We start from the raw sequence: 23,903 nt of genomic DNA, 5'->3' as shown, positions 1-23,903 counted from the left end.
CACAAGAGGAGTGGTAAGATGGACTATAGCATCCTGGAGAGTGGTTTATCTATTATATCGCAGTGCAAGGAGCGGACTGGTGATATTTGGGAAGCGCATTTTGGAGCGGCAGCTATCGCAAGTTATTTTTTTGTCAAAGAAAATGCACTGTCTGCTAAAGCGGTAGCTCGAATTACGGAAGAATCCCACGCGATGTTGCGTAGCCGCACGTATGTACATATACCTCGAAACGCAGAAGAAACGGATGTCCAAGCCGAAGAAATGGCGATTCTAATTGCACTAGAGCCAACAATGGATGGACTCCATTGGGTCGGACACAATGTAATCTATGCCGCCCTCAGTTTGTGGGCTATTAAAGAACTTGGCCATTGGGGACGTAAGGATGATATTGCAGGCATCTCGAAGCTGATCGAATCGTTCCATAAAACGATTCCCGGGAGGTCTTGGCTAGGCTATTCGGTATCGGAAGTGAAGAAGCTGGAAGTGGAGGAAGGGGATTGCTTTCCTGAAATCCGAAATGCAGAACAGCTTTCAGATTTTATATTAAACGAGTTGTCATCCTTTCGAACCATTTACAAAGCGGAGGCTCATCACGATTTAATCGGACATATGCTCACTTTCTCTCAAGCATTAAATATTTTGCATGATCTTGGTCACACCGAACTTTTTCTGAAAGGTATCCCGTCCCTTCTAAAGCTGATTAAGGCGCTTCGAATGAGTCGGGATATAGACCCGAAGCATCCGCCCAAATTGCTCTCTCCAGTAGATCGATTGCCCCTTCAATTAGCGTATCGTTCAGAGTGGCTGCCAGTCGAGGATGAATATTGGCTAAGAGACTTTCAGCATCTGGGCTGGGAATTCGGCCATACATTTAAATTCCCCTATAGTCTATATAACCACATGAACAGACTACCCAGACCTAACTCCAAAGCAGTGGAGAATTTTCGATACATTATTGGGTAATGAAAAAACTTGCCGTTACAGACAGCGCGGAGAACCTCATCATCGCTAGAAGTATCAACAGTCGTGGCGTGCCGGCCGTTTTGGACGAGAATGAGATTTTTCGAGGTAACCGATGATTTTACGGTGGCCGAATCGTCTATACTTATGAAACACAATCGAATCAAAATTTGAGGAGGAACAATCTTATGACGGTAAAACTTACCCCTTATATTACTTTGGAGGGACGTGTAAAGGAAGCAATTGCGTTTTATGAACAAGCCATCGGTGCAGAAATCCTCTCCATTGCTACTTACGGTGAAATGCCGGACATGCCCAATACGTTCACTGACGATTTGAGTAGTCTTATTGCGCACGCCAAATTGAAAGTCGGTGAAACGGAACTCATGTTATCGGATTCTCCAGGCGGATCGCCTATTAAAAGCGGGAAACAGGTAACTATTTGCATTACATCGAACGACGTAGAACAATCAAGACGAATTTATGAAGCCTTGCGGCAAGACGGTCAAGTCAATATGCCGTTCAAAGAGGAATCTTTCAGCCCAGGATTTGGCGATGTAACGGATAAATTCGGCGTGACCTTTCAAATTTATACGGAGATGGAACACTAAAAACGATAGCGCGGTAGCAGTATTTATTCTATAAATGCATCGCCATGCGGCTTGTACGCCTTGGCGATGCATTCTTCGTGGCTCGAGGTCAACATGGAATCAACACTTGCATACGCTGTATCAAAATTTGGACAATTTGAATATCGGCCTCAAAATGCCGCGAAGATAATAAGCCATCATCGTCGCTGGGTTCCATGAGCTGCGCTTATTTTGGATGTATTGATCGCTGATAATATAAGTCCGAGTGGAAGCGGGACTCTTCAGACCGAGCTTTTCCCACTTTGACGGATCATTCGAGCCTGCGAGCCTTTCAAGCATATTCGCCGACTCATTATTTATTTTAGCTGGAATTTGATCGTATGCTTCGGTAATCTGCACATGGAATTCGTCGATCGGATTGCGGCTGGCGAGGCTCTCCAAGTGGATGCCTTCGCGAATGTAAGAAGCGTATGCCAGATGGTCAGCCCAGAACTGATCGATATAAAATAGTCGTACCCGTTGCTCCGAAGGACTCATCGACTTCCCGCCTTTCAATATGGCAAGACGCTCCTCATATAGAATTCGCCTCTGATCCTCTACCATATCCGAATAACAGTTCAACTCCTGGCGGATATGGTAGTTTTGGGCCATCGCAACCCGCTGAATATGCGAGATTTTGCTGTGGAGCGCTGGCTCTTGAAGCTCCTCATCTTGTCTAAGACCGCGAACCCATCTGTCAATGCCGAACTGAAGCATCAACTCGTCCTCCAAGCTTACGAAAAAAACGGAAGCTCCCGGGTCGCCTTGGCGGCCGGCGCGCCCGCGCAGCTGGTCGTCGATCCGCACGCTTTCGTTCACATGTGTGCCAATTACGTATAAACCGCCCAGCTTGGCGACGGCTTCTGCTTGCGTGGGATTGCCGCCGCCGAGCCGGATGTCGACGCCGCGTCCCGCCATATTGGTAGACACCGTTACGGCGCCGATTTCTCCCGCTTTGGCGATGATCCCGGCTTCTTCTGCGTCATTCTTCGCATTCAGTACATGGCAAGGCACATCGGCAACGGCTAGCGCCTCCGCCAGCATGTCAGACTCCTCGACGCTTGACGTACCGATAAGAATCGGACGGCCCGTTGCATGGACAGACGAGATTTCTTGGACAAGTGCCTTAAGCTTGGCCGCTTTATGGGTATAAATCCGGAGCGGATGGTCGATTCGGATGTTTTGCCGGTTCGACGGAATTTGCACGACCTGCAGCTCATAGATCTCTTCAAATTCGATTGCGGAAGCATGCGCGGTAGCTGTCATTCCGCAAGCCTTCGGGTATAGGCTAAGGAAGTGCTGAAGGGTGATCGTTCCAAGAATTTTACCGCCGGATTCGGACGGCAGCCCTTCTTTGGCCGTAAGCGCGGCTTGCAGCCCGTCCGGCAAATGCCTGTTCTCCGCCACGCGTCCGGTATATTCGTCGATCAGCTCGATTCTCCCGTTCCGGACGATGTAATCCACGTCTTTCTTCAATAACGATTCTACATGCAGCGCACAATTTAATGCAGATAACAGAGGACCGTTATGACTTTCGAACAAATTGCCGCATCCAAGCAGCGATTCCACCTTTGCAGAGCCCGCTTCATTCAAGTAAACGTTCCGCTTGGACTCGTCGAAGTCGTAATGTTCAATGGGCGTGAGCTGCCGAACCACTTCTGCGAGATGAATGCCGTCGCTGCTGGAAGAGTCCGACTCGCCGGCGATAACTAACGGGACCCGCGCTTCGTCGAGAAGCAGTGAATCCGCTTCGTCGACGATGACGTAGTGGAAAGAACGATGCACGGTATCGGCTTCGTTCAGTGCGATCGTATCGCGCAAATAATCGAATCCCGCCTCTTTGGCTGTGACGTAGGTTATATCTGCGGCATAGGCTTCCCGTTTCTCGGACAGGCTCATGCCCGCTTGAACCGAATTTACCGTTAATCCGAGGGAACGATAGATTGGGCCCATCCACTCCGCATCTCGACTTGCCAAATAATCGTTGAAAGTCAGCACATGAACGCCTTCCCCGGTTAGCGCATTTAGATATGCAGGCATAACTGCAGAGAGCGTTTTTCCTTCGCCTGTATACTGCTCGATCAACTTCCCATCATGCAAAGCGAGGGCAGCCATGATCTGGACATCGTATGGCTGTAATCCCAGCGTTCTCTTCGCCGCCTCGCAGACTAACGCATAAGCGTCGACAAGCAGCTCGTCCAAAGGCGTACCCGATTGTGCTTCTTTTTGCAGCCGGAGGGATTCCGCTTGAAGTTGCCCATCATTACATGCCTCCCAATTCCGTTTCCTGATGAGCTCCACCTTGTCCTGATAGACCTTCAGCGTATTCCGGATTTCGCGGTTTTTGAGTTTTTGCAACAACTTGTCGGCTATATTCATAGCAATTTGATCTCCCCTCGGTAAAAATACGCAGTTTTATAAAGGTCATGAATAGATTAGTGAGGAAATGTAATTGTCTTTATCAGCAGAAACTGGCAGAAACGATTGGATTTTGTACAGCGATGATCCCATTGAAGTGCGAATTTCTTGACTATGCTTCTTACAAATTATGCTATAATTAGACAAGCACATAGAACGGCTTGCAAGGGCGGTCGGCTACCTCTCTAAGGAAGGGAGGGATGCCCATGGAGGTTAAAGACGCTTTGACGTTGATGATTGGTTTTGGTGCGCTAATTATTGCGCTGCTGACGCTGATTGTTGCCATCATTGCATTAATTATCCAACAAAAATAGACCGCCCCGTAGCAAGGTGATCGGTCTATTTTCGACTAAATTACCAAAGCCGACCGCCTTTGAAGCGGTCTACTGTGCTGTCGGAGTCGTGTTGGCGCACGGCTCCTTCTTTAGTTTTATTATAACGGCGTTAGTTTATTCATGCAAACAGAAATTAAGTGAAATGGAGTGTGATACTAGTGCGGACGATTCAGCCAAAAGCAATTTTGCTGGATATGGATGACACGATCATTTCTTACATAGTTGCAATAACATCCTATTTGTTGTATCTTAAAATTAGTTGCAATAACATTCTATTTGAAGGAGGGAAAGTGTGAACGAGCATTGGAGGCAGAATGACAATAGTGCAGAGGAATCACATGGACAATACATCTCAGCCATTTACCGACACATGCAAGTATTGATCTCAGCGGAGTTGGCACCTTATAGAATCGGAAGCGGACAGTATACTTTTCTGATAGCAATTGCGAATCAACAACCCATTACTCAAAAGGAGCTAAGCAAAAAACTGCTCATCGACAAAACGACTACAGCCAAAGCGATTACCAAATTGGAAGCGGAAGGTTACGTACGAAGGGAAGCCGATCCCGCCGATAATCGCTATCATCTGCTCTTTTTGACGGAGCGGGGACACGAGGTGGTACCTAAGGTACAAGAAGCGCTGGCCCGCGTTAAAAATAAAACGAGGAAAGGTATTACCGATGAAGAGTATGGCTTGTTCGTAGGCTTGCTGAAAATTGTGCTTCGCAATCTGACAGAGCAGGAGGAGATGCAAGATGATTAACGCGGCGTTCCCCTACGAGAAAAAAAGAATGCAAGTTTCTGGATTAGAGATGGCCTATGTGGATGAAGGAAGCGGAGATCCGATCGTCTTCCTGCACGGGAATCCGTCATCCTCTTATCTCTGGCGTAATATTATTCCTTATGCCCGGAAGTTTGGCCGCTGCATTGCTCCCGATCTTATTGGAATGGGTGATTCCGCAAAGCTTCCGGATAGCGGCCCTCAATCGTATACATTCGCCCAGCACCGTCTCTTTGTCGATGAGCTGCTCGATCAGTTAGGGGTAAGTGAGTGTGTCACCTTCGTAGTTCATGACTGGGGATCGGTACTAGGCTTCGACTGGAGTATGCGCCATCCCGCCGCTGTCACAGGCATCATTCACATGGAGGCCATTATTAAGCCCCGCAGTTGGAGTGAAATGCCGGAGAAAGGGCGCAGCATCTTCCAATCGCTTCGGACGCCGAAGGGAGAGGACATGGTGCTAGAGGGAAATTCATTTATCGAGTTCAACCTGCCGGTTAATATATTGCGCAAGCTGACGGATGAAGAGATGACACAATACCGGCGGCCGTTCCTGGAGCCGGGCGAAAGTCGCCGTCCTATGCTCAGTTGGGCCCGTCAGCTTCCCTTCGACGGAGATCCGGCTGATGTTGCAGAGATTGTCACTGCGTATGGAGAATGGCTGGCACAAAGCGACGTACCCAAGTTATTCATCAAATGCGAACCAGGCTTATTGCCGCCATCGCACATCGATTATTGCCGTACATGGCCATCGCAGACCGAAGTTACCGTGCCAGGCCGTCACTATCCTCAAGAAGACGCACCCGATGAAGTAGGCGAAGCTATTGCCGCATGGCTGAGTTTCCACCTACAGCGTTTGACCGCTGTCCACCGTAATGATTTGCCCCGTCATCGCTTCCTGCTCCAAGGTCGCGCAGATCATGGAGGCGATATCTTCAGGCGTTGATATGCGCTGCAGAGGAAGGTTCGGAGCTAATCGCTGCATTTGTTCTTCTCTTCCTGCCCACCACCTTGTCTCGACGGCTCCCGGCACGATACAGTTGACTCGAATATAGGGCGCTAATGCTCGTGCCAGCGATTTTGTCAGGCCGTGGACCGCCGCTTTCGATACGGCATAGGGAAGAGAAGAGCCTACTCCGGTTAGTCCGGCAATACTGCCAAGATTGACGATGGCTCCCTGTTTATTCTTCTTCATGTAAGGGGCGACAGCTCGCGCACAGTTGAACATGCCCTTCACATTCACATCGAACAATTCATTCCATACTCCAGACGTTACTGCCTCCAGATTGTCCATCGGAATATGGCTGGTGATGCTGGCGTTATTGACGAGCAAATCTACGGTCCCGAATTGCTGCACGATCGTTTCGACGATGCCCTGGATTTCCTCATCACGGGATACGTCCCCTTTGACGGCTACAGCATGCCCACCCTCACTGTTGATTCGTTGAACAGTTTCTTCCGCATCGGATTGAGAACGGGAATAATTGACGACAACAGTGGCCCCTCGCTTGGCCAGCAAGAGACTTGTCGCCTTGCCGATTCCTGTGCCGCCGCCTGTAACAAGAACTACTTTGTTACTCACCATCATATTGGACACACTCCTTAATATCGTATTTTGCTCTTTTTTAATTGTAAATCCTCCAACTGTATTTGTATAATTGAATTAAGTGAATAACTCATTCAAATATTTTGAATTACATTGAGGTGGCGTGCGATGGATCTTAAGACGTTAAAGACGTTCCACACAATCGTTAAATATGGCAGTTTTGTCCGTGCGGCTCAAGAAATGAACTATGTGCAATCCACCGTTACGATGCAAATACAAAAGCTTGAATCGGAATTGGGTGTTCAGTTGATCGAGCGCGGGAAAGGGAAGGAATTTCAGCTAACGGAAGCGGGAAGGCTGTTGCATGACCAAAGCTTGCAAATTGTAAAGAGTATGGAGCAAGTACAAACAAGCTTGTCGAATCTGCAATTAGGGGAATCGGGGCATGTCCGCGTAGGCGTCACGGAGCCGACAGGGAGTTATCGGTTGCCAGGCATTTTGCAGGGGTTTATGTCCAAATATCCGAATATCCGCATTTCCGTGGAGTTTGCGAATACTCAGGCGTTAAGCGATCGAATCCTCGGAGGCGAGCTTGATTTCTCACTCTGCTCGGCACCCGATTTGGGTAGGGAGTTTTATTTTGAACCGTTATTCCAGGAACAGTTCGTCGCCGTATTGCCTGTATCCCATCCGTTAGCGCTGAAGTCGGAACTTTCAATGGAGGATTTTCGAGGGCATCGTCTACTCATCACCTCAGCAGCTTGTCCGTATCGAAGGAAGCTGGAGGTCATGATGCAGGAGACAGGGAACGCATCCATCGACACGATGGAGATAGGGAGCATGACGGCTTTGAAATTTTATGTCGCGGAAGGGTTAGGCATTGCACTTGTCCCGAAGATTATATCGGAGCCAGTATCTACGGGAACAACTATACGGCCTCTTCACGGGAGCATGATATACATGATTTTCGGGCTCCTGTGCAAAGCATCTGCATATCCGCTGCAATTGGCCGGTCAAAAGCTTTATCAATACCTCAAGCTGCATCTGAGTGAGCAATCCGTTTCAAGCAAAAAATAGTTTGAAAATAGCAAGAGACAAAGCGGGACTTTACAATTTACAATTACAGGATATAATATAATTAGAATTCGAATTATTGGGGGTCGATATGATGAAGGAGCTAGAGCATGAGGACTGGCAGTGGGATAAGGGGCCGATTGGCCGGCTGATCAAAACGGGCTATATTACGCTTCGCAGAGAAGTAGAGGAATTATTGCGGCCTCTAGGCTTAACGCATACGCAGTGGAGTGCGTTGAGCGTTATAAAGCATCTTCCGGGAATATCGCCGTCTCAATTAGAGCCAATTCTAATGATTGAACGGCCAAGCGTGACCAGCTTGCTGAACGGACTGGCGAACAAGGGATTAATTATTCGTAAGGACCATCCCAAGGATGGGCGTTACAAACTCATTTATTTGACGGACGAGGGCTTGAAACTGGCAGAAGAGACTCAGCACTTCACAACTGTTGTAGAAGAGCGGATTAAAGAGGGAATGACGGCGGACGAATTCGAAACCTTAAAAGCGCTCATGGTCAAAATGGTCAGTTTGTTCGCAAAGGAGTGATATTCAATTTCACTCATATAGTTAGAATTCTAATTATGTGCAATTCATTCAAAATGAAGGAGTGGTATAAATCGTGAATGAACAAGGTAAGAAAGTGCCATCAGAAAGTTTTGGTTGGTCTGGCTTTCATCATGTGGCGTTAGTTACACCGAACCTGGACGCAACCCTTCACTTTTATGAGAATGTGCTTGGCATGCAAGCATCATCGGTGTATCCGGCAACCTCGCAACGCGGCAGGCACTGCTTTGTGAAACCAGGCAATACGGAATCATGGGGAATCCATTTTTTCGAGTACCGGGATGCCGAAATCTATCAAAGCGCCGATGCATTGAGACGTTTGGCGGAAAAGCCGGAGTCGGAAGATTTGTATCGATTTGTACCCGGGTCGCTTCAACATATCGCTTTTGCTCTCTCATCAGAAAAGGAGGGTTTGGCTCTTCGCGATAAATTGAGCAGTTTCGGGATTGCGATGACGGATATCTACGATCAGGGCAAAATACGCAATTTTATTTTTATCGATAATAATGGGATTCAGTTGGAAGCCGCCTGGACGAAGACAACTCGCAGGTGAACGGTCTTTTTCAGATGTAAGCAAGGATATTATTATAACCGTTTTTTAGCTGGCGGAACCTCTGCCTATCAGATAGACTAATCATTATTGTCTGTGGGAAAGAGGAGGCCGTCATGACTGATCAACATAAAATATCCATGATATGGCTGCTGCGTTACTTGAAGCCGGTTAAAAGGCGGATCATCCTGCTCCTGATCTTGCTGCTCGGATCGACGAGTCTGCAACTGATCAATCCCCAAGTCATTCAACGCTTTATTGATGCGGCGGCGGGGAGCGGGGGGATGGCTGAATTGCTGGAGCTGGCGACTCTATTCCTTATCCTCGCTGTCTGCAATCAATTGCTGGGAGTTGCGGTTACTTACTTGGGCAGCGATGTGTCCTGGCGAACGACGAATCGGCTTCGGGGCGATTTGCTGAAGCATTGTCTGCGGCTGGATATGCGATTCCACAACCGGAGGACGCCGGGCGAGATGATTGAACGGATCGACGGAGACGTGACAAGCATCTCCAATTTCTTCGCCATGTTTATCGTGCAAGTGATTGGAAGCTTCGTGCTGCTGGCCGGCATTCTTGGGTTCATGTATACCGTCAATGTGCCAATCGCCGTTGTAATGACGGTGTTCACACTGCTGTCCGTGCTGGTTATGATGATTATTCGCAATGTAGGCGTTCAGTCTTCCAAGCAATATCGTGAAGCGAGCGCCTCACTGTTCAGCTTGATCGAAGAGCGAATTGCCGGAATAGAGGATGTGCAGGCGAATGGACATGTTCCTTATGTCATGAATCGCTTCTACCGCTCCATGCGCGCCGTGTTCCTGAAGGGGAGAAGAGCCTGGATGCTTCGCTTCGTCCCCTGGAATATGACGGTTGCCTTGTTCGCGCTGGGGGTGACGGCTGTCATGCTGCTGGGCGTTCGTTCATAAGTTGGACTATTTTTTTATGACTATGCAGTCTCCTGACTGAAATTGTACGATGTCCGCCCCGAAGGCTTTCGCTACTGTTGTTGCAAGCTCCAGCATTTCTGCGTCGTCCCTAACCAGCAGTGCGAGCGGCTGACCTCCCAAGTACCGGCTTCGATCGGTCGTTACATAGGCGAGTATGCCATGATTGTCTTTGTTCACTTGTTTGTCTCCCCCGTTGCGTTCGCATCTAATAATCTGTGCGTTTTTTTCACGGTTTCAAGCAAGGGCGTGTTCAATAACGTCTCTCTCATCAGTTCAAAGTTATGAATGATGGGAACCAGTGCGATAATGACCTTGCCTTCCATCAAATTCTGAAAGCAATATCGTTTCTTTCCTATCGCTCTGGTGACTTCAAATAACATAGCCTGACGCTGGCCGAAATGTTCCAGAACAATGCGAAGCTGGGGCTTATGGGGATGAATGACCGCAGCGATGCCTTCCTCCGTGAAAAATTGCTTCGCTTCTTCTTCTCCGGCGGCGTTGGTAACCAGCATCCCGTCCACATAAAGCTCGGAGCCTTTAATTTCAATGCTTCCCTGCGTTATGTTCGCGATGTCCTCCACGCTTTTGCCTCTCGTGAACCGACGAAGAAGGACGAATAACAGCAGTCCGACCAGGAGGCCCGCGGCAATTTCAATCCAATCGGGAAGCTGCAGAATCTGCATGGTCAAACTCACCGCAAATGCGACGAGCAGTGCAAAGTAGTTCCGCGCCTCGAACGTTTTGGCAATTCCATCGATGTAAGAGTCGCCACGTGTTGTATACTCGCTGCCTTCCAGATCCTTCAAGCTGTCTCTTTCGGTTTTCCTCACCTCACGGAATTGCTGAATGGCCAGTGAAAGGAAAGTGACCGCCACAAAGTTTTTGGTCATCAAGGTAGGAACGATAAAAGCTCCTAATGCCGCGGCCAAAGCTCCCGTCACAAAATGAATCAAATATCCGTTCGGATGGCTGGGATACTGTCTGTAGTCCTGTTTAATGGTCAGAGCCCGCGCCAGCAGACCGGCCACCGATGCCGTAACGATCATGACTAAATACTGTGCGGAAAGAATATCGTTGCTTTCCATCCCTCGTCCTCCTCTTCACCAAGCAAGCGTTCGTAATCACCCGGTGTATCGATATCGATAAAATAGCGCTTGTCCTGCCAAGCGACCATCATGCCCTTCTCCTTTTCATGCATCTGCAGAATCCTCCGTGCCCCCTCGTCTCCATGCAACTGGTGAAGATGGGGAAACATGCATGCGTCAAACAGCACCGGCGGACGAGTTATTCCCTGATGGCTGGAAGCGATAAATGCTTTTTTCTCATGCTTATAGGCGCTGACGTAATCGTCAATCATTTTTGCAGTAACATATGGCTGGTCCGCCAGAAGCACCATAACGGCATTCGCTTGCCGGCTCTGCGCGGTTCGCAATCCTGTTTTTAACGACTCGGACATGCCGAGGCAAGCCGCTTCGCATGGGGCGTGAATCCATTTTTTCTGAAACTCGGGGCTGTCCCGCACGTCCTCAGACATCCAGTCCAGCGAGTCCTCCATCCGAGATACGACGATGACGCCATCCAGCGTCGATGTCATTGCCGCATGCAAGGCGATGCCGCCGAGCGGATGGCCGTTAATAGGCATACTGAGCTTGGGGCGCCCCATTCGCTTGCTTTCGCCTGCTGCCAGATATATCCCCCAGATCATTCCCATCTCCTCCTAGACGAGCGGCTTGAATGACCCCGGCAAGGATGCTGACCGCAATCTCTTCGGGGCCTTCGGCTCCGATGGGCAAGCCGGCGGGGGATTGTACCCAGTCCGGAACTCTCCCGCCGTAAAGCCGTTCGGTCCGCGCTCTTGACCCTAAGATGCCCACGTACTGCAGCTTGTTGGACAGCAAGGCATGGACAATCTGTTGATCCTTCTGAAAATGATGCGTCATCACGACGACAGAATCACGCTTCGTGAGGGGGAAGTCGGATGCGATCGTCGCTGGCAAGCCGAGCAGCAATTCCTGTGCCTCCGGAAAGTGCGTGCGATTGCACAGTGAAGGGCGCCAATCGGCAACGACCACACGATAGCCGGCTTCGGCGGCAAAGCGAACTAGCGGCTTGGCATCCGGGCCTGCTCCGAATATGAGGAGACGAGGCTTAGGTGTGAAAATCTGGGTGTAGATCCAATCCGACGAGTGTTGAAGCTGCCTCAAGCCGGCCCTTCGGGTTGTGAACAGCCGGTCCAAGTCCTGCGGGAGCTCACCGCTCCAACGGCCGAACCATAGGGCTTGTCCGGCATAGAACAAATAATCCGTGACGCTCCGTCGTTCGGACAGCTTCTTGATATGAAGCAATGGCATTCCTTGGTCAAGCATGCGCCTTGCAAGCTCCAGATGTTCCATGAACCCGGTCTGTACAGGCTCCAGCAGCACATGTACGGTGCCGTTGCAGCCATTTCCTTGTCCCCAGGACAAATCATCCTCGGCACTCATATCATAAACGACGGTTCGAGAGCATCCTTCCTCCCACACCAGAGGCGCCCTTTCCGCAAGGTCAGCTTCCAGACATCCGCCGCTTAATAACCCTACCCGTTCACCGTTGTCCTTCAAGAGCATCATCGTTCCTTCTTTGCGATAGGCCGAGCCTTCCACCTTAATAATCGTCGTCAGCAGCTTCTGTCCGTTCGTATCCAATAGCGCATCCAACACTTCGTACAAATTTCCCACAGCACACCTCGCTTTAAAACGGCATCGCTCATAATCTATCCATTTTTTAGAAAACTAATCCAGTTCAGGGGCGAGTAGTGTTAAAGTCATATGGATATAATACCCATTACGATTGGTCGTTAGGGCATCATTTATTTCAAAAAAAAGAGGAATTCGGCGAAATGACGATTGGAAACAGCACATACAGAAAAGAAGCCTTGGAGAAGGTTACCGGAACAGCAAAATATACAGACGATTACACGACGCCTGGCATGCTTCATGCGAAGCTGGTCGTTAGTCCGTATGCGCATGCCAGAATCAAGGCGATCGACACCGCGGAGGCGTTAAGTGTCCCTGGTGTTCGAGCCGTCGTAACGGGCCGGCCGGAATTCCCGCTTACCGGGGAAGAAATCCACGATCGCCCTCCTCTCGCTTACGAGAAGGTTCGCTACCATGGCGAAGCTGTGGCGATTGTTGTAGCGGACAGCGCACACTTGGCGAAACGGGCCGCAGGGCTTATCAAAGTCGAATACGAGCCGTTGTCTGTCGTCAATTCCCCTTCCGAAGCCATCTGCATGAGCGCTCCGCTCGTTCACGAGAAACTGGCGAAGTATGAGAAAAACGAGCACGTCATCCCGGAACCGAATACCAATATTGCGGATCGGGTCAGGATACGCAAAGGCGACATGGAGCTGGGCTGGAAGGAAAGCGAAGTGACCGTCGAGGCAAGCTTTTCGTTCGGGCCCTCCGATCATGCTGCTATGGAAACTCGTTGTGCAACCGCCGAAATGCGTCCGGACGGCTATATACACATCGCAACCTCATCTCAGGCTCCGTATATGATCAAGAAGTTAATCAGCCGATACTTCAAACTTGACGTCGGGAAAATCATTGTCTCCACCCCGCTCGTAGGCGGAGGTTACGGCGGCAAAGTGTCCGCGCAGCTGGAGATCGTCGCTTACTTAGCCTCCAAGGCAGTAGGAGGAAGACCGGTTAAAGTATTTCATGAACGGGAAGAAGACATGATCACCTCTCCCGTACATATCGGACTTGAGGCGACCGTAAAGCTGGGATGCACGAAAGAGGGTGCTTTAAAAGCTGCGGAGCTGATGTACTTGATTGATTCCGGAGCGTATGCGGATAAGGGGGCAACGCTCACCCGTGCCGCCGCCGTATCCTGTACAGGGCCTTACCACATCGAGAACGTCTGGTGCGATTCGCTCTGTGTCTATACCAATCATCCCTATGCTACTGCCTATAGGGGATTCAGCCATTCCGAGGTATTGTTCGCATTCGAACGAACGATGGATAGACTTGCAGATAAGCTGGGCATTGACCCGCTTGAGCTTCGGGAGATGAACGCTATTCTTCCGGGCCATACGACGCCGACACAGGCTTCTCTGAATACCAGCAATGTGGGGAACTTGTCCCAATGCATAGAGAAGCTGAAGACACTGATGACGTGGGACGAAGGAAGGCTTATTGCAGTCAATAGCCGGAAGGTGCGCGCCAAAGGCATCGCGTGTATATGGAAGACCTCAACGATCGATACAAGCGCCAGCTCCGGTGTCATCTTGACCTATAATCGGGACGGCAGTCTGAATCTGATGTCGGGGCTGGTCGAGATCGGAACGGGTACCAAGACCGTGCTGGCCCAGATTCTCGCGGAAAAGATGAAAATGGACGTGAGTCAGATTCATGTTCGCATGGATGTGAATACGCAAACGATGCCGGAGCACTGGAAGACGGTGGCCAGCAGAGGCACCTATATGGCGGGGAGAGCGGTTCAACAGGCAGCAGACGATCTCATCCGTCAGTTGAAAGACATCGCATCACGAATGTTGGTCTGTTCATCCGATGAGCTGGAAGTCGGTTACGGCAAGGTGTACGTCCGTGATGATCCAACGAATTATTGTCTGATTTCCGATATTGCCTACGGGTATAAGTACCCCAATGGCAACGCGATCGGAGGGCAAATTATGGCCAAAGGCAACTTCATGTTCAGACATATGACGAAGCTGGATATGGAGACCGGAGCGGGCAAGCCGGGGCCGGAATGGACGGTAGGGGCACAAGGAATAGAGCTGGAGTTCGATACAAGGGATCTGACCTATAAACTTCTCAAGGCTTACGCTGTGATCGATATCGGCAAGGTATTGAACTACAAAGCGGCGCTTGGTCAGGTAATCGGCGCCATGAGCATGGGGCTTGGCTTCGCGGGACGGGAGACATTCATCTTCGACGGGCAAGGCAAGGTGCTGAATCCGCAGCTGCGTACTTATGTCACGCCACGTTACGGCGAGCATCCGGAGTACATCGTGGAATTTGTGGAGACGCCTCATATCGATGCGCCTTACGGCGCCCGCGGGATCGGAGAGCATGGCTTGATCGGTATGCCGGCGGCACTCGCCAATGCGTTGTCGACCGCCGCCGGCCTTCACTTGAATCAACTGCCGCTTGTTCCAGAGCTGATCTGGAGAACGAAGAATGAGGGAGGTGCGCTATGATTCCTTTCGATTTCTCATATTATAAAGTCTGGTCTGCCGAGGAAGCCGTCCTGCTGTATCATTCTTTGCGGAAGAAGGGGATACGTCCTTACTATTACGCCGGAGGAACCGAGCTCATCACTCTGGGAAGAGTGAACGAGGTCCATGCGGATGCCGTGATCGACATTAAAGGCATAGCGGAATGCAAGACATTGCAACTGGAGCATGGTCGGCTGATCATGGGGGCGGCCCTCCCGCTTGCGAAAATTCGGGAGTCCGGCTTATTTCCGCTGCTGGGTCAAACCATTGGCGAAATATCCGATCATACAGCCCGAAATAAGATTACACTGGGCGGCAATCTATGCGGACATATTTATTATCGGGAAGCCGTTCTTCCGCTCTTGATCTCGGACACGGAGGTCGTTATTGCAAGCAGATCCGGGAAGAGGAGCGTACCTCTGCATTCGATTTTCGACAGGCGCCCGCAATTGGAGGAAGGGGAGCTCCTTGTTCAGCTGCATGTAAAGTCGGACGATCTGGAGCTGCCTTACTACACCAGGAAAAAACGCAGACAATGGGATATCGGATATCCATTGATTACAGTAGCAGCAGTTAAAAAGGATGAAAAGTTCCGTGTGGCAATCAGCGGCCTTTGTCCGTTCCCATTTCGTAGCGAATCGTTGGAGGAAATTTTGAACGACCGCCGGCGGCACCCGACAGCGCGAATTGAGCAGGCCATTCGCCATTTGCCCGAGCCCATCTCGAGCGATGTGGAAGGCTCTCCGGAATACCGTGTTTTTGTATTGAAGAACACGCTGCTAGATGCCTTGGAGGCACTGGAGGGGGAAGGACATGAACATAGCTGAAATTACTTTGGGCATTAACGGGGAAGCCCGAGCATTGACTGTAAGGAATGCCGATACGTTATTATATGTGCTCCGGGACAAGCTGGGATTGACCGGGGCCAAGCCCGGCTGCTTGAATGGAGATTGCGGGGCGTGCACGATTGACGTGGACGGGAACCCGATGAAATCGTGCTTGATGCTGGCTGTTGAAGCCGAGGGCGCCAGGATTACAACGGTGGAAGGGCTGACATATACGGCACTTCAGACTCAGTTTGTGGATAAATTCGCTTTCCAATGCGGATATTGCACTCCCGGCTTCATCATGAATGCCCAAGCTTTGATCCGGCAATACCCTCACGCGACTGACAAGACGATCACGGAATGGCTGGAATCGAACATTTGCAGATGTACCGGATATAAGGAAATAGAGGAGGCCGTAAAGGCGGCTCTGGCTGTCGCCCGGACCTCATTGCAGCTGTAGTTTCACTCAGTACTTTACAATTTGAAAAGGTATTCAGCTGGAAGCCGCTTGGCCGAAGGCTTAATGCAACCGTACGATTCGAATAAATGAGAGGTTTTGATTAAAAATTGAAAGATATGCTGTTCATGAAACCTGTACAATCAAAGCAAGTTGATAAGCAGGAGGTATGAACAATATGGCGAGATTATCCTATTCCGAGCTGATGATGTTGAAAAGGTGGAATACGCCTACGATCTATAATGGTTGGGAGGCTATTACCAAGCATGATATTACTCAGGGATTCAATTTGGAAGAAACAAGAGACTATATGCCTCATATGGGACCGATGGCAGGTTATGCAGTAACGGTGCAATTTGAACCCAGCAATCCAGACCACCCCCGACAAAATGCTAATGCATGGAGCGAATATCGCCAATATGTTGCCGGCATACCGGGACCGAAAATCGTTGTTGTTCAGGATTTGGATAAACCGGATGTAATCGGAGCGTTCTGGGGGGAAGTGAATAGCAACATTCACCGTGCGCTAGGATGTGTAGGAACGATAACAGACGGTGCGATTCGTGATATAGATGAAATGAACAATGCAGGATTCAAGGCGCTAGCCCGCAGAACTTGCGTCGGACATGGCTTCAGTACACCGGTTCGCTGGGGAATTGAAGTGGAAGTGTTCGGCTGCAGAGTGAAGCCTGAGCAATTGATCCATGCCGATAAGCACGGATTTCTAGTCATACCTGAGGAAGACGAAGCTCAACTGCTTGAGGCATCTATATATATGGATGGCAATGAGTGCAGTACGGTTATTCCTGCAGCAAGAAATGTAATGGGCAAGACTGCCGAAGAATTGCTGTCGAGGATAGATGAGGCCGGTCGTCAATTTGGAAGAAATATGAAGCAGACGTTTGACACGACAGGGGAATGGTAATGGGGGAAGCTGCTCTTGAATGTCTCAAGGGAGGACACCGGATGAAGATTGTCGTGTTGGATGGCTATACGGTTAATCCCGGAGATCTTAGCTGGGGAGAATTGGAGAAGTTGGGTGAACTAACTGTCTATGAACGGACGTCCCAGGATCAAATTGTAGAGCGGGCTCAAGGCGCGCAGATTTTGTTGACGAACAAAACACCCTTGCATGCAGAAACGCTTAGCCAACTTCCCGAATTAATGTATATCGGCGTGCTTGCTACGGGATATGACGTAATTGACGTTGATGCGGCATCCCGGCAAGGCGTGATCGTGACGAATATTCCAGCCTATAGTACGGATTCCGTAGCGCAGTATACAATCGCGCTAATGCTGGAGCTCTGTCATCAGATTGGCCGCCACGCTGACTCCGTACGCCAAGGGGATTGGGCGATTAGTCAGGATTGGAGTTATTGGAACTATCCCTTACTTGAACTGACGGGTAAAACATTTGGCGTGGTGGGAGCAGGACGAATTGGCTTGCAAGCGGCACGCATTGCGAGTGCGCTCGGTATGAATATCGCGGCATTGAACCGTTCTGGCCATAGCCGTCATGATGTCGGCATACCCCACCTGAAATGGGTGGAAATGGATGAATTGCTTCAATGCTCGGATGTGATCAGCCTCCATTGTCCGCTTACGGCGAGTAATGAAGGTTTTATGAATAAGGATTCCTTGTTGAGCATGAAACGCAGCGCTTTTCTTATTAATACAGCGCGTGGGAAACTTGTGAATGAAGAGGATTTGGCTTATGCGCTTAACAATGACTGGATAGCGGGGGCGGCTTTGGATGTCTTGTCGTCTGAGCCGCCTTCTCCGGATCATCCATTGCTCTCAGCCAAGCATTGCATCATCACACCGCATATGGCTTGGGCAACCAAAGAGGCCAGAGGACGTCTGATGGATACGACGGTACATCATCTGATTCAATTTTTGCAAGGGAAACCTGTTCATGTGGTGCATCCCCGGTAATCCTTGGGCGATAAGCCTTTGGTCTTGTGGAATACGCGAACAAAGCTGGAATAAGACCCGAATCCCGACTCCTCGGCCACGTCGGCAATGGGCATGTCCGTCGCGCGCAATAAGGCACAAGCATGCCGAACCCGCAGCTCATGGAGAAAATCCGTGAAGTGAATGCCGTATTGCTGAATGAACATTTCGCTAAGCGTCGACGGGGGGAGTCGGAATTGTTCAGACAAGCTGACAAGCGTAAGTTTGTCTTGATAATGCTTATGGATGTAATGAATGATAGACCAGATACTGCGGGCATTCGTCGCGCCCTTCAAGCTTCGCTCGGAGGAAGAAGGCCATTGGGACAGATTGCTCCGCGCATATTGGGCAATAGCTCTCATTAGATGTGCTTTCAGCACCATTGATTTGAAAGGATGATCGTTGTCATACTCGTGGAGAAGCTCCGAGAAGCACTGCCGGATCTCTTCGAACCGGGAACCTTTAAGCTGGACGAACGCTCTCTGCTCGGACATGCGGTTTCTTAGCACATATTCGTGCAGACCCCATTCCTTGTCGTCCAGTTCAGACAACAGGTCCAATGAGAAATTGCAAATATATAGATCTAGCGGATGGTTCGGATGGGATACGATTTCATGGACTTGATAAGGAAGCAGTAATACGAATGTGCCCGGCAGCATTTCATGAGCTTCCCCGTTTATGGTTTCCATTCCTTTACCAGATACAACCAAGGTTAGTTCGACAAAGTCATGGCGGTGTGCAGGAGTTTTCATTTGGCGTTTGCGTTTCACGTATATGGGAAGACTGGAGCTCATATTGGGATATTCAAACAAGTATTCCGGGTACATGCGGATGTCCTCCTGAATGTCCTGTTATTATTCTCGTACATCATACTGTCTGCGTACAACCATGTAAAGCTTCTTATTATGATTTCACGAGAATTGTATTATGAACATCTGACGATTCTGTTATAGGATTCCCTGTTATTTTCTTAAAATGATAGTTATCATACTATACGAGGGGGACAAAAGCATGCTTGCCACGGTAGAATACGCGACGATTGCAGCAGCTTCAGCGAATAATCCCAGAAATGATACGGCCTCGGTCGTAGAATTGGAAGACGGTGCGTTATTGGCTGTGTGGCATAAATACGACGGATTGGTTGGAAGCGATTTCGATTTATGCCGTATCTATGCCAAATCGTCCTATGATGGCGGAATGACCTGGGAACGTGAGAGAATGCTGATCGATAATCACCCGGAAGACCATAATGTACAAGCGCCCGGACTGTGCCGGCTTCCAAGCGGAGAGCTGCTGCTTCATTGCCTTAGAGGTCATTCGGGCGGCTCCAGCTCAACGATGGAGGTATATGTCTCGCGTGACGGAGGAGAATTCTGGGAGTTTCGGTCGCACATATGGACACGCACGAATGGCCAATGGCTGCAGGGCGGGGCCAATCATATGAATGTGTTATCCGGTGGCCGCTTGTTGCTTCCGTACCATTTCGGCAGCGGTCATCAGGGAGACCAGCATAATACAGTGGGCTGCTACTTCAGCGATGATCAGGGGGCAACGTGGACGCGTTCGAAAGATACCGTCGATCTTCCCATGAGGGGCGCGATGGAGGCATCTGTTGCCGAGCGAACGGACGGGTGGCTTGTGATGTCGCTGCGATCCCAGCTGGGGTCCGTGTTTATAAGTTTATCGCACGACGGAGGAAACAGCTGGAGTCCGCCTCAGTCAAGCGGCTTGAAGTCTCCCGAATCGTGTACGTGCCTGCGGGCAATTCCCGGTACGAATGCCCTTCTTCTATTATGGAACGACAGTATGTATCAACCGGACAAGCATCACTTTGGGCGGAGGACGCCTTTAAGCGCGGCGGTGTCCGAGGATGGCGGTGCAACATGGTCCAAGATAGGCAATATCGCGGAAGGCCCTTATGAATTTACTAATTTGAATTGCATGTTCACAAGAGCGGGAAAAGCTGTCATTACGTATATGCAAGTAGAAGACCCCGCATTCTATGAATCGGGAGACCCACCTTTCAAGAGGAACGGCATGAACTTGAACGTGGCTGTAATAGACAGGAACAACTTGATTGAGATTGAATGACAGAGGGGATTCTATGTTCAAAGTTTTGATTGCTGACGATGAAGAATTTATTCTCGAGAGAGTCAAGAATAATATGCCGTGGAAAGAGATGGATTTCGAAGTGATAGAATGCGTATCGAATGGCGAAGCGGCTCTGGATCGGATACGCGCTTGCTCTCCCGATGTCGTATTGACCGATATATTGATGCCGAATATGACGGGCTTGGAACTGGCTCAACGGCTGAGAAGTGAGTTTCCCGAAGTGAAGGTTGCGCTAATGAGCGCCTACGATGATTTTCATTATGCCAAGGAAGCGATTCGTTTCGGAGTGAAGGGATATTTGCTCAAGCCTATTATACGAGATGAATTCCTGGAATTGTTCCAAAGCATTGCCAAGGACATTCAGAAAGAGGAGGGGCAGATACCCCCTCCTTTCTTTCATCATGAAATGAGCGGTTCTGACAACCGCAATGTTTATGTCGCACGCGCCAAGCAATACATTGCGGATCACTATTTCGAGCAAATCAGGTTGAAGGATGTTTCCGAACGATTGTACGTCAACGCGAATTATTTCAGTTCCGTCTTCAAGCGGGAGACGGGGAAAAATTTCATCGACTATTTGAATGAAGTAAGAATTAACGAATCGAAAAAGTTGCTGCTTCATACCGATCATAAAGTTTTCGAAATTTCACTTCTTGTCGGTTTCGGGAATTTCTCATACTACAATAAAATGTTCAAACGTCTGTGCGGCGTAACGCCACAAACCTACAGGGAGGCGGGTGGTTTGGTCTACACATGCAGAGAGGGCCGCGAATGAAACGGAAAAAAATAAAGCTGAACCGGTTTTTAATGCTTTTTTCACTTGTAATTGTAACCGCTCTCATGTTAAGCGTCGGATGCATGCTGTATTGGAAGACGGAAAGGTATATGGAAGATAAAACGGATTTGATGCAGTCCATGCAAATGAATCAGACCGTAAAAGATGTGCGCAAGCAATTTGAAGATATCTATCAGACAATGGACAGCTTGCGCAATACTTCCACGTTGATTCATACCTTGGACAGACTTCGCCAGAAGCAGCTGACATCGTACGAGCAAGTCGTATTGTCGCAAAACCTGGAGTCGTCCTTATCCAATTTGAATAAAGGAAACGAATTAATTGATAGCATTACAATATGGACGGAAAATGACCAATATAGCTCGAAGACGGAATATGCCTCTTATTATTTTCAAGGTCACCAGTTGCCTTTATCGTCTTTCGGGAGCGGGATTCAGTTCGTAGCCCGGAACCGGACTTACGAAGCGTTGGGTCCGGAATTCGCGAATATTGAGGATGAAGCGCTGCAGCGGCTTTTAGAGGACTGGAACCAGTCCAGTTACTTTATATGTCCGATCACGGGACCGAGCGGTACGCTTGGCGTCTTGAGGATGAAGCTGAACTTCGACGCCTTTCGGCACATTCTTCCGTACGGTGAATGGTTGTCAGTGTTTGACGCCAATGAAGAAGTGTTGTATAGAGGGAGCGAGGCTGCGGAGAATTCAATGGAGCGGGGTCCTTTTTATCGCGACAGCGGGTTTGGCGGCATTCACGTTGCGTTGCATGTTGAGGAAAGCGGGTTTCATCGGAAACAGCTCCGTTTCCTCGCTTTATATTCCTTTATCACTCTTGGGGTCAGCGCAATGCTGGCTTTTTCTCTCTCTCAACTGATCAGCAAGAAAGCAATGTCTCCTTTGCACAGTCTTGTCAAATGGATCAACCGGCATCGTTCGCTGAATACAAGATGGGACCCGACAGGGGAGGAGCGGGACAAACGCAGAAGCCTGACAATGAGGGACCGTTTTTTTATCTATTTTCTACTTACCATTCTATTTCCCGTCGTTTTGTTTGTGACGGTTTTTTATTTCCATTCATCAACAATAATTAGCCATGAGCTGGAAAATACATTTAAGATTTGGTTCGACAAGACATCCCACCGGATCGAACTGTTCACTGAACAAAAAGAATCCGCAATGGCCCGATTGGCATACGACGCCTTCGTCGTATCCTATGTGTTCCAGCCTGACAACGAACGGCAGCGAGATATGGACCAGCTTATTTTCGACAGCAGCTTCCCGACGCTGAGCGAAGATGCGCTTGGCATCTACGGGTTGGACAATAAGCTGATCTACAGCAACCGCGTCAAATATTCGCCCCGGATCGATCCGGCGTTTTTTGATCAAATGCGCACAAATCGCAAGCATTTATTCTATTGGCTGCCGCCTGGCGCGGCATCATCCACGATCAGCCTTGGGATCGGAATTGCCGATCTGAATCGGGATGCCCAACCCCTCGGCTACTTGAAGACGGACATAGACAACGTATATTTCGCGAATTTGTATGCCGATTTGAAGGGAAACGGCAAAGAAGCTTTTATTATGGACGGGAACGGACTTATATTGTCTCACCCGGACGCGGAGAGGACGGGACAGAAGGCCGAAATTCCTTTCCGGCTGAATGGGGAGACTGCAAGCATATTCAGGGACGGCGATGGCGTCTATTATGCTATGAAGATCTCTTCTTTGCCATGGTATTTTGTCGCTCGTTACGATGCCTCGCTTATACAAGATCAGGTCATTCGCCTCTTCCTCAATGACTTTTACTTGCTCGTCGTTTTATTTCTGCTGACATTGCTGTTTTCTTATTTCATGTCTAATTATTTGGTAAGGCCGTTGGCCTCCTTGCATAATCGGTATTGGAATATCGATCTGGATGGAGTAGCACAATTAGGTGTCGATAAAGTCTATACAATCGATGAAGTCGATCAGCTTCGGATTTCATTTAATGCGATGATGGAACGGATTCACCAGCTGGTGCAGAATAAACTGGACGCTCATCAAGAGAAGCTGGTGTTGGAATTCGAGAAGAAGGAACTGCATATGGAAGCACTTCAGGCTCAGATTACGCCTCACTTTCTCTACAATACGCTGGAAAATATTATGTATATGGTCGAGAATGGCGAGCGCGAGCTTGCGGTTGATACGATCGGCCTGCTGAGCCGGCTGTTCAGGTATGCCATGGGCAAGGAAAGCCCTCTGACAACGCTGGGAGAAGAGATCGCTTATGCGCAATCCTATGTAAAAATTATGAGCTGCAGGTATAAATCCAAACTGATTTGCGATTGGGATACGGATCTATCTCTCTATCCCTTCACGGTCAATAAAATGATTCTTCAGCCGATTATAGAGAATGCGATCCGGCACTGCTTGCCCGTCTTGAACCAGGTTCATATAACGGTCTGCTGCAGGAGAAGGAACGACTGCCTGGAGATCGCCGTCCGCGACAATGGCCCCGGCATCGAACCGAGCAAGCTGGAGGAGCTTCGTTTGCAGTTGGACAAGAGAGATAGACGGAAAGTCGGTCTATACAATGTGAACAGCAGAATCAAGCTTCATTTTGGAACCGAGTTCGGGCTGCGAATCGAAAGTCGGGGCACGGGAACAACTGTGACGTTACGTCTGCCCCTCCATAAAGCTCGAGCAATGGAAGCGTATTCAGAAAGCTGAAAATCGTATTATGAACCCCTGAGGATT

The 23,903-nt window shown here is 49.4% G+C and carries 24 protein-coding genes; 17 read left to right on the top strand and 7 right to left on the bottom strand.

What is annotated here, in order from left to right; genetic code table 11:
* Positions 1-18: 18 nt before the first annotated feature.
* The gene (locus M6D81_RS24730; protein ID WP_262679846.1) at positions 19-963 is read left to right on the top strand and encodes a hypothetical protein; all 945 of its coding nucleotides are present in this window, start codon (positions 19-21) and stop codon (positions 961-963) included.
* A 185-nt stretch (positions 964-1,148) separates the two neighbouring features.
* Entirely contained in the window at positions 1,149-1,571 is a 423-nt protein-coding gene (locus M6D81_RS24725) for a VOC family protein (protein WP_262679845.1), read from the top strand.
* 120 nt (positions 1,572-1,691) lie between these two features.
* Here M6D81_RS24725 and M6D81_RS24720 read toward each other — a convergent pair whose 3' ends face one another.
* The gene (locus M6D81_RS24720; RefSeq protein ID WP_262679844.1) at positions 1,692-3,968 is read right to left on the bottom strand and encodes a preprotein translocase subunit SecA; all 2,277 of its coding nucleotides are present in this window, start codon (positions 3,966-3,968) and stop codon (positions 1,692-1,694) included.
* 245 nt (positions 3,969-4,213) lie between these two features.
* Between M6D81_RS24720 and M6D81_RS24715 the strand changes: the two genes are divergently transcribed.
* The 3 genes from M6D81_RS24715 (at position 4,214) to M6D81_RS24705 (ending at position 6,069) form a co-directional block, all read left to right on the top strand.
* A complete protein-coding gene (locus M6D81_RS24715) occupies positions 4,214-4,321 on the top strand; it encodes a putative holin-like toxin (RefSeq protein ID WP_262679843.1) in 108 nt (35 codons plus the stop codon).
* A gap of 313 nt (positions 4,322-4,634) precedes the next feature.
* A complete protein-coding gene (locus M6D81_RS24710) occupies positions 4,635-5,105 on the top strand; it encodes a MarR family winged helix-turn-helix transcriptional regulator (RefSeq protein WP_262679842.1) in 471 nt (156 codons plus the stop codon).
* Positions 5,098-6,069: a haloalkane dehalogenase gene (locus M6D81_RS24705; RefSeq protein WP_262679841.1), complete on the top strand. Its 972-nt coding sequence runs from the start codon at positions 5,098-5,100 to the stop codon at positions 6,067-6,069. The genes M6D81_RS24710 and M6D81_RS24705 overlap by 8 nt, the downstream gene beginning before the upstream one ends.
* Here M6D81_RS24705 and M6D81_RS24700 read toward each other — a convergent pair.
* Entirely contained in the window at positions 5,971-6,711 is a 741-nt protein-coding gene (locus M6D81_RS24700; protein WP_262679840.1) for an SDR family NAD(P)-dependent oxidoreductase, read from the bottom strand. The two genes, M6D81_RS24705 and M6D81_RS24700, sit on opposite strands and share 99 nt — an antisense overlap.
* A gap of 126 nt (positions 6,712-6,837) precedes the next feature.
* Here M6D81_RS24700 and M6D81_RS24695 point away from each other — a divergent pair, with 126 nt between their 5' ends.
* The 4 genes from M6D81_RS24695 to M6D81_RS24680 all read left to right on the top strand — a co-directional run bounded on the left by M6D81_RS24695 (position 6,838) and on the right by M6D81_RS24680 (position 9,784).
* A complete protein-coding gene (locus M6D81_RS24695; RefSeq protein WP_262679839.1) occupies positions 6,838-7,746 on the top strand; it encodes a LysR family transcriptional regulator in 909 nt (302 codons plus the stop codon).
* A gap of 88 nt (positions 7,747-7,834) precedes the next feature.
* The gene (locus tag M6D81_RS24690) at positions 7,835-8,290 is read left to right on the top strand and encodes a MarR family winged helix-turn-helix transcriptional regulator (RefSeq protein WP_262679838.1); all 456 of its coding nucleotides are present in this window, start codon (positions 7,835-7,837) and stop codon (positions 8,288-8,290) included.
* Between the two features lie 73 nt (positions 8,291-8,363).
* Positions 8,364-8,861 (top strand): VOC family protein, encoded by a 498-nt coding sequence (locus tag M6D81_RS24685; protein ID WP_262679837.1) that lies wholly within the window; start codon positions 8,364-8,366, stop codon positions 8,859-8,861.
* Between the two features lie 113 nt (positions 8,862-8,974).
* Positions 8,975-9,784, top strand: coding sequence for an ABC transporter ATP-binding protein (locus M6D81_RS24680; protein ID WP_262679836.1), 810 nt, complete (start codon positions 8,975-8,977; stop codon positions 9,782-9,784).
* Positions 9,785-9,790: 6 nt separating this feature from the next.
* Here M6D81_RS24680 and M6D81_RS24675 read toward each other — a convergent pair whose 3' ends face one another.
* From M6D81_RS24675 to M6D81_RS24660, 4 genes are read right to left on the bottom strand one after another with little or no spacing between them, the layout of a single operon-like run.
* Positions 9,791-9,982: a capping complex subunit for YIEGIA gene (locus tag M6D81_RS24675; protein WP_262679835.1), complete on the bottom strand. Its 192-nt coding sequence runs from the start codon at positions 9,980-9,982 to the stop codon at positions 9,791-9,793.
* On the bottom strand, positions 9,979-10,890 hold the full coding sequence (locus M6D81_RS24670; protein ID WP_262679834.1) for a YIEGIA family protein: 912 nt from the start codon (positions 10,888-10,890) through the stop codon (positions 9,979-9,981). The genes M6D81_RS24675 and M6D81_RS24670 overlap by 4 nt, the downstream gene beginning before the upstream one ends.
* A complete protein-coding gene (locus tag M6D81_RS24665; RefSeq protein WP_262679833.1) occupies positions 10,854-11,510 on the bottom strand; it encodes a nucleotidyltransferase family protein in 657 nt (218 codons plus the stop codon). The genes M6D81_RS24670 and M6D81_RS24665 overlap by 37 nt, the downstream gene beginning before the upstream one ends.
* Positions 11,437-12,522, bottom strand: a complete 1,086-nt coding sequence (locus tag M6D81_RS24660; RefSeq protein WP_262679832.1) for an XdhC family protein — start codon at positions 12,520-12,522, stop codon at positions 11,437-11,439. Before M6D81_RS24660 ends, M6D81_RS24665 begins: the two co-directional genes overlap by 74 nt.
* A gap of 161 nt (positions 12,523-12,683) precedes the next feature.
* Between M6D81_RS24660 and M6D81_RS24655 the strand changes: the two genes are divergently transcribed.
* The 5 genes from M6D81_RS24655 to M6D81_RS24635 all read left to right on the top strand — a co-directional run bounded on the left by M6D81_RS24655 (position 12,684) and on the right by M6D81_RS24635 (position 18,245).
* Positions 12,684-15,008, top strand: a complete 2,325-nt coding sequence (locus tag M6D81_RS24655; RefSeq protein ID WP_262679831.1) for a xanthine dehydrogenase family protein molybdopterin-binding subunit — start codon at positions 12,684-12,686, stop codon at positions 15,006-15,008.
* Positions 15,005-15,853 (top strand): FAD binding domain-containing protein, encoded by an 849-nt coding sequence (locus M6D81_RS24650; RefSeq protein ID WP_262679830.1) that lies wholly within the window; start codon positions 15,005-15,007, stop codon positions 15,851-15,853. The genes M6D81_RS24655 and M6D81_RS24650 overlap by 4 nt, the downstream gene beginning before the upstream one ends.
* Complete coding sequence (locus M6D81_RS24645; protein WP_262679829.1) at positions 15,840-16,313, top strand: (2Fe-2S)-binding protein; 474 nt, start codon at positions 15,840-15,842, stop codon at positions 16,311-16,313. Before M6D81_RS24650 ends, M6D81_RS24645 begins: the two co-directional genes overlap by 14 nt.
* A 175-nt stretch (positions 16,314-16,488) precedes the next feature.
* Entirely contained in the window at positions 16,489-17,235 is a 747-nt protein-coding gene (locus tag M6D81_RS24640) for an RraA family protein (protein WP_262679828.1), read from the top strand.
* A gap of 41 nt (positions 17,236-17,276) precedes the next feature.
* On the top strand, positions 17,277-18,245 hold the full coding sequence (locus tag M6D81_RS24635) for a D-2-hydroxyacid dehydrogenase (RefSeq protein WP_262679827.1): 969 nt from the start codon (positions 17,277-17,279) through the stop codon (positions 18,243-18,245).
* Here M6D81_RS24635 and M6D81_RS24630 read toward each other — a convergent pair.
* Positions 18,224-19,015, bottom strand: coding sequence for an AraC family transcriptional regulator (locus tag M6D81_RS24630; protein ID WP_262679867.1), 792 nt, complete (start codon positions 19,013-19,015; stop codon positions 18,224-18,226). The two genes, M6D81_RS24635 and M6D81_RS24630, sit on opposite strands and share 22 nt — an antisense overlap.
* Before the next feature lie 259 nt (positions 19,016-19,274).
* On the opposite strand from M6D81_RS24630, the gene M6D81_RS24625 reads away from it, so the two are divergent.
* Genes M6D81_RS24625 through M6D81_RS24615 form a run of 3 tightly spaced genes read left to right on the top strand, consistent with a single transcriptional unit; the run spans position 19,275 to position 23,876 of the window.
* Complete coding sequence (locus tag M6D81_RS24625) at positions 19,275-20,354, top strand: sialidase family protein (protein WP_262679826.1); 1,080 nt, start codon at positions 19,275-19,277, stop codon at positions 20,352-20,354.
* 13 nt (positions 20,355-20,367) lie between these two features.
* Positions 20,368-21,150, top strand: a complete 783-nt coding sequence (locus M6D81_RS24620; protein WP_262679825.1) for a response regulator transcription factor — start codon at positions 20,368-20,370, stop codon at positions 21,148-21,150.
* Positions 21,147-23,876, top strand: a complete 2,730-nt coding sequence (locus M6D81_RS24615) for a sensor histidine kinase (RefSeq protein WP_262679824.1) — start codon at positions 21,147-21,149, stop codon at positions 23,874-23,876. The genes M6D81_RS24620 and M6D81_RS24615 overlap by 4 nt, the downstream gene beginning before the upstream one ends.
* Positions 23,877-23,903 lie beyond the last annotated feature (27 nt).

It is taken from the genome of Paenibacillus sp. J5C2022 (genome assembly GCF_025567625.1).
Taxonomy (GTDB): Bacteria; Bacillota; Bacilli; order Paenibacillales; family Paenibacillaceae; genus Pristimantibacillus.
This window is presented reverse-complemented; position numbering and strand designations above follow the sequence as displayed.